General features: G+C 34.1%; 5 protein-coding genes. 1 reads left to right on the top strand and 4 read right to left on the bottom strand.

Annotated features, from left to right (window positions below; translation table 11 throughout):
* Positions 1–70: 70 nt before the first annotated feature.
* The 3 genes from MWH30_RS07360 to MWH30_RS07370 all read right to left on the bottom strand — a co-directional run bounded on the left by MWH30_RS07360 (position 71) and on the right by MWH30_RS07370 (position 2,887).
* Positions 71–628 (bottom strand): PIN domain-containing protein, encoded by a 558-nt coding sequence (locus MWH30_RS07360; RefSeq protein ID WP_248663419.1) that lies wholly within the window; start codon positions 626–628, stop codon positions 71–73.
* Complete coding sequence (locus MWH30_RS07365; RefSeq protein ID WP_248663420.1) at positions 609–1,754, bottom strand: helix-turn-helix domain-containing protein; 1,146 nt, start codon at positions 1,752–1,754, stop codon at positions 609–611. Before MWH30_RS07365 ends, MWH30_RS07360 begins: the two co-directional genes overlap by 20 nt.
* Positions 1,755–1,936: 182 nt before the next feature.
* On the bottom strand, positions 1,937–2,887 hold the full coding sequence (locus MWH30_RS07370) for a hypothetical protein (RefSeq protein WP_248663421.1): 951 nt from the start codon (positions 2,885–2,887) through the stop codon (positions 1,937–1,939).
* A 209-nt stretch (positions 2,888–3,096) separates the two neighbouring features.
* Here MWH30_RS07370 and MWH30_RS07375 point away from each other — a divergent pair, with 209 nt between their 5' ends.
* The gene (locus MWH30_RS07375) at positions 3,097–3,468 is read left to right on the top strand and encodes a helix-turn-helix domain-containing protein (protein ID WP_248663422.1); all 372 of its coding nucleotides are present in this window, start codon (positions 3,097–3,099) and stop codon (positions 3,466–3,468) included.
* Positions 3,469–3,530: 62 nt separating this feature from the next.
* Here the strand turns inward: MWH30_RS07375 and MWH30_RS07380 are convergent, their stop codons facing one another.
* Positions 3,531–6,605: a 3'-5' exonuclease gene (locus tag MWH30_RS07380; RefSeq protein ID WP_248663423.1), complete on the bottom strand. Its 3,075-nt coding sequence runs from the start codon at positions 6,603–6,605 to the stop codon at positions 3,531–3,533.
* Between the last annotated feature and the right edge of the window lie 131 nt (positions 6,606–6,736).

Raw genomic sequence — 6,736 nt, forward strand, 5'->3', positions numbered from 1 at the left:
AATTTTTTCTAAACAACTAAATCAAAATAGCCAGTTACTGCCTTCTTTCACTATTAGGAAGTAGCTGGCATTAGTCTTTTATAGAGTAATAATCAAAAATCTCTTCCCTTAACCCTAAACTTAAATAACAACTAGATTCATCAGAAAACAAAAATTTAAGTCCTTTTTTCATTACTTCAAAAGATATTAAGTCATTTTCATAAGCTGAACATATAACTCCCAAAGTACCAGTAACCTCTATACTATATTTTTTACACGTTTTTCGAATTGGGCCATCATTACTAACAACTAAAATACCCATCTCTGCTGCAATAGCTATTACATATCGATCATATTCAGATAATTGCTTACTCGTTTTATTATTAGCCCAATCTCCCAACTCCATAAAAACTTCATATCCAAGTTCACTTTGAAAGACCCCTGCTTCATATTCTAGACTGCCTAAATTATCATGAATATTTTCATCATCTAAAATGGGAGTAGGAATAATAACCTTAGTAAATAATTCATTTAGCATGAACATATAATCTTCCTTTAAAACCGCTGTTAATTCTATAAAATCAGTTAATATATTATTGTCAATAACCGCCTTTCTATTATAATAACTCTTAAGTTTGGAGATATTCAACTTTTTTCCATCCCTTGGCTTTTTGCCTCATCTCTAATAATGGTAAATTTAATACTTCCGCAGCTTTATTAATAGTAATTTTATCTTCGAATATTAATCTTTTTACTAAGGCAGTTATTTTTTCATTCTTCTTAATATACTTTCTAGGCTCAGGTTCTTCAGTTTTAAATCCTTCTTGGTGTAATGAATTTCTCAAATAACCATAAAGTCCATCTTCAATTATTTTATATTCTTTTAATGCTCTAAGCAAACATTCAGCACTTACTCCAAAATCCTGTTTTATATCATAAATCAATTCTAAATCTATGAATCCATCTAGTTGATAATTATAATGTCTTTTTAATATCTTAGGAGAGACTAAAAAAGTCATAGCAAAGTGATTCGCAGCTTTCTCCCTGATATCTTTAATCCTTGAATTAGTATATTTTAAATCCTCAGCTTCTTTACTATATTCATCACGATGCATAATTAAATGGCCCAATTCATGAGCAACCGAAAACACCTTTCTCTCTTCTGGCTTATTTGGACTATCATTAATAAATATAAAGGCTCCCTTTTCTTTAGAATAAGCCGATAGAGCTTCTAATTTTGAATTATTAATATCTTCAGCTACTATATTAATATTGTTTTCTTCAAATACCTTAAACACATTAATCCCAGTAGCGTCATCTACCCCCATATATCTCCTTTGCTTTTCAGCAATCTCTTCAATAACCTCTTTTTCTTCCCCGGATAATTTCGACCCTTTTAAGTTTAAGTTATATTCTTCGGGAATATAATCTTTTATTTGTGAATCACTTAAATTAATTACTTCATGATAAAAATTAAAGCGCTTACTTATATGATTGCGTAATTTTTTAGTAAAATTATTTGCAGGATCATCAGCTCTAAACATAAATGCTAACTTCTGCTCCTCATCATCTGGAGCTAAGAAATAGTCAATGGATTTATTAAAGTGTTTTGCCATTTGATATAACTTACCACTATCTAATACCTGCTCTCCGTTCAAATATTTAGCAATAGTCTGTCTGGTAACACCAATAATATCTCCCATCTCTTTTTGACTATAACCATACTCCTCTTGAATCTTCTTTAAATTATCACCAATAATTTTAGCAATGTTCATTATATCCCACCTCCCCTATTAATATATGCGATTAACAAGCAACTATGTTAATATCTTTTTACAAATTAAATATAATAATATTCATAGTGTAAATTATTCTTAACAAAATTATAACATATCTACTCTAAATAATAAACAGTTTGCTAAGATTTATTACTAAAATCCTTTTAACTCTGTTTTCATCACTTAATAATCCGCTGACAAAGCCGGGCCAGCTCCTGCTCAGCATAGACCCTCGCTTCCTCTTGCAGCTCCTTCTTTTCAAGTAGCTCCTGCGCTTCGGCAATGAAATAGCGAATATAGCCATAGCTATAAATATCCTGCTCCTTCTTGTGCAGGCTTTGTTTTAAGACTGCTAACTCGGTAGCCTTTTTAAGCACAGCTACTCCATAACATTCCAGATCACTATTGAGCAGGTATTCATGCTTTAGGGAGTCCTGTCCGGTCTGAGTACGGATATAAGTCAGTGCTTCCTCAAATTCAGCATGGAGACTAAAGCCCGATTCTTGTGCAGGCGAACTTTCAACTAAGTTAGTATCTCTGTTACTAATCTCTGTAATAGTCTCTGGTATTGCGGCGCAGTTTTCTAAGCTACGAGGCGCAGTATCTGCGTTTCGAGGCTCAGCTTTTACTTCTTCCGCCTGTGCTTTTTGCGGTGGCTCTGGCTCTTTTTTTAAGTCTTCGGCTTTAACTAATTCTAAGTTAAAGCGGTAGCCTGCTAGAGTGTAGCCTAGAGCTAATAAGTCCTCTTGAATCTTAAGTAAATTAACTCGATACTGATAGGTATTATCCCAGGTGTTGTGAGGATTTTGGCGACGTTCTAAGTAGCCTGCTTCGATTAAGGCTTCGGTATGCTTGCGAATGGTGTTGGGACTGAGATTAAGCATGGTTTCTTGAGATAGGTCTTTGGCTGATTTATAGATCCAGCCTCGACGGGGCTGGATATTTAGACTTGCTCCTTCTTGGCTAGCTCTCTCTTGTTCTTCAGCTATGAACTGATCGAAGTCTTTTACTCTTTCGCTCCAGTATAGGAACTGGTTGAGGATGATCGCTTTTTTGAAGTCTCCGCTTAAGGCTACTAGTTCTTCTTTGATGACGGCTCTTTTCAATCTTTCTGTTTCTAAGCTAGGCATTAATTTCTCCTCCTTTTGTGCTGATAAGGAACAAATATTAGTTATATTATAGTTCCTCTAAGGCACTTTGTCAAGTGCATTGGTATATAAAGTGGATATAAGGAACTAGATGTTTACAATAGGAACATTTTAATTTATTATAATACTATACATCAATTGTTAATTTGTTTAATCTATGGTCATCAAATATCTAACGGAGGTTAAATTAAATGTCCCTTGCTAAAAGAATTAAAAAACTTAGGAAAGAATTCGATTTAACTCAAGAAAAATTAGCAAAAAAAGTGGGGGTAAGTAGAGCTACAATAGCAGGTTATGAAACCAAAGGTAAGGAACCACCATATGACACATTAACTAAATTAGCTGAAATTTTTAATGTAAGTACAGATTATCTCCTTGGACTTACCGATGAAAGAAAGACTGCTGAGAAAATAAAAAAAGCTCTGGCTAATAATCCAGAGCTGCTAGAGTGTTGGGAGCAATTAAATTGTAGAGAAGATTTGCAAAGGATGCTTAAAGAGACTCAAAATTTAGAGCCTGAAACTATTCAAAGAATCATAGAAATTACTAAAATTATAGAATAGCTATGTTATGCATCTTAACTTACTACTTAGCAAACAAGAAGCAAGATATTTATATAATCTTCTTAAAATTCCAAGACCAACTTTAGCTCTTTGGTTTCGAGTATAACTTGTCCTAGCTCCTCTGCATCTAGCTTATCAAGATTTAATATCAAAGTATCTATCACTTTATCATTAAATTTATGGTTTTCCTTCTTTAACTCTCCATAGATCATATCGTTTTTAAATTTATCATCTGTATCTACTTGAAGTCGGATTACTTCTTTTTCTGACTCAAAACCTAATTCTATCTCTTCTACCTCAACCAAGCTAGGAATGCCTGTCGGAATATCATCTTCAGTTAAACCCCAATCTCTTAACTTCTGTTCTATTTCTGTCTGATGTTCCTGCGCTCTTTCTTCAGACATTTTATCACTTATTTCAATAAATTTCTTTTTAGCATGTAACCACCTAGTTCGAGGAAAGTGATGAATCCCCACTTTTTTGCTGTATAAATAACTTAGCTGTTTCTCATACTCCACATCATTATTATAATTCAACTTACCAGGATCTATCTCTAATAACTCCTCATAATAACCAAGCAACCATTTATACTTAATCTCTACTTTTTCATAACTTAAGCTTGCTTCTATTATATTGATATTATATCGATTCTGATCAAAAACCAATCTTTTAGTTTCATCAAAGAAGTCCCTTACCTTTGCCTGTGATAGGTCAGCCACATTCTTTTGTGGGAAATAATCATTAGTAGCAATCAACTTAAAAAGAATCTTACACAACTCAACTTTCTGTTTCCAGTCATCTCCAAAATGTTTGCGAATAATACCATAAAATACATCTCCTAATCGCCGTTCTTGCAGCATTAAATCGAACAACCGAGTAAAGAACCAACCATCATTCTCCTTAAATTGAGATTTAAAGTAAGAAATATTCTTTTTATAGATTACTTCAACTTTCTTTACCGCCTGAAGTTCAATATACACTTCGGCAGCTTCAACTACCTTATCCAGTTCAAGATAGGAATTTCCCACTTTCTGTAACCTTTCTTTAGATTTCAAATCCTTATTATTTGCTTCATACTCTTTAATAACTTGCTCATAATCCTCTAGCCGATATAAATAATCTATAGTATCAGGATAAAATGATAATTCCGTCTTAGCTCTATAATACTGCTCAGTAGCTTCAAGATCATTCTCAGCCACAAAATCTACAGTTTGTTGATACTCCCCAGCCGTATAATATAACTCAAATATTAACTCAGTAATCTCTTCTACATTATAATCAAGATAATGTCTTCCTTCATCCAGAACCTCAGCAATACTACCCAACTGCTCAGAAGGTAATTTTTCTTTTTGATCTGCTAAAGTACGGAAGAAATCCTGCTTAACCTGTTCAAATTGCTTAGAATTTCTAACTTCCTCTTCTAATTCGTCATAGCTATCTATCAATAATTCCTTGCCTAAATCAATCTTATCAATCGACTCTTGCTCTTGGTCAAGCAACATAAACTCCGCAATCTTTTTATATCTCTTATCCAGTCTACCCGGATTACTATCATACCATTTCTTTATTTCCGTCCAATGCTCTCCTTGCCAGAAACACTCTAGAGCCCTTTCATTCTCGCCTGACAGCCTCTGAAAGAGTTTTCCGGCCTTCAGATAGTTATACTTAAACTTATGATACCAGGCAGCACAAACCTCAGCTTCCTGGGCTTCACCTTCAGTCTCATACAGTTGCTGTGCATTCCTCAATAGAATAGGATCTTCATTTAAGATTCCCTTCTTCTTTAATTGATGAGCAACCTTTAACAAATGCTTCTCTTCCATTACCTCCGGAGACTCATCCTTCAATAAAGCAAACTCCTCTCCACTGAACCATTCAGCAAATTCTTCCGAATTCATCTCCTCTAGAGCTTCATTTTCAAAATAATCCCATAAGTACTCTCGACCAACAGTACTATCTACAATAATCAATTGCTTTTTGGCTCTAGTCAATGCTACATACAAACGATTAATAAAGTATTCAATCTCAATCCCTGTAGTAGACTGGGTCTCCTCTACACTATTCAATAAGTCCTTTCCTAGATAATCACCAAATTTGTAAATTATCACCTTATCAAATTCTAATCCTTTAGCTGTCAAGGAAGTAAACATCCCAATTACACCATCATCAGTTAGAGTATGTTCATTCTTTTTGGCTATCCGACCTAATAACGGATCGCCTTCCACTTTTTCTGCTATTTTATCGAGACCCCCTACTGAAAAAGGCGTAATGATCACCGTATTATCAGCATATTCAATAAACTCTTCTTCAGAAATTCCTTCTCCTACTGTAAACAAAAATAGCTTTGGTAAATCCCCTTTTCCTTCAAACCATGCTTCCTGTGGTTTAACCTGCTCTCCAAACTTCTCTTTCCTGAAAAACTGCACACGATTAGAAAAGTTAACTATTTCAGGAGCAGAGCGATAATTATAATGCAGAGTAAACTTGCTATCCTGGGTAAACTTATTCGGATTCTTTAAATTAAAGTTATTCTTCAATTCATTATATAACATTTCTTTAAAGCGATCCCACCTAAAACCAGTAGGGGTAATTGTCTGCAAAGGATCACCAGCAAAGGCAAATGGTAATACCTGAATGAAGGACTCTACTTCTCTTAAATTATACTTAGAAAAAGCCGATAGCTGTAGAATAAACTTCAATTCGATTTTGGTGAAATCTTGAGCTTCATCGCAGAAGATTGATAGATATTCCTGATCAAGAACAACTCCATCTCGATTGATATAAGAGAGAACATCTCTAACTAAATCCTGCTGATCCCACTTCCCTTCTTCTTTCAGAAAGTCCTTATAAACAGACCAAACTCGATCATAAACCAATTGATAAATCTTACTATCTACAGTCTTATCCTTTCTGGCGATCCCTTGATACTCTTCAGGCGTCAAGTAATCATCATATCTACGTCCCTTGATATAGCTTCTAATCACATGCCAAGCAGTCTCTGGTGAAATCTTACTCTGAATCTGCTCTTTCCTGATCTTCTGATTAAAGAATTCCTCTTCAAACTCCTGAAATGTAATCTTATTCTCCAATTTATAGTAAGGCTTTGCTTCAGCCCTAGGCAAAATATTTAATAGCACTTCATAAAAAGTCTTAAAAGTCTTATTGAGCAGAGGATTAATCTTGCTTTTAATGGATCTCTGACTAATGTTGTGAAGAAAAATATGTAAATTTCAAAAATAAAAATGCATTTGACCAGGCTTTCTCTAAT

The organism is Fuchsiella alkaliacetigena (assembly GCF_023227765.1).
GTDB lineage: Bacteria > Bacillota > Halanaerobiia > Halobacteroidales > Acetohalobiaceae > Fuchsiella > Fuchsiella alkaliacetigena.

Excerpts from the sequence above, each read along its gene's own strand:
- MWH30_RS07370 (WP_248663421.1), bottom strand. The coding sequence starts at position 2,887 with ATGCCTAGCTTAGAAACAGAAAGATTGAAAAGAGCCGTCATCAAAGAA.
- MWH30_RS07375 (WP_248663422.1), top strand. The coding sequence starts at position 3,097 with ATGTCCCTTGCTAAAAGAATTAAAAAACTTAGGAAAGAATTCGATTTA.
- MWH30_RS07365 (WP_248663420.1), bottom strand. The coding sequence starts at position 1,754 with ATGAACATTGCTAAAATTATTGGTGATAATTTAAAGAAGATTCAAGAG.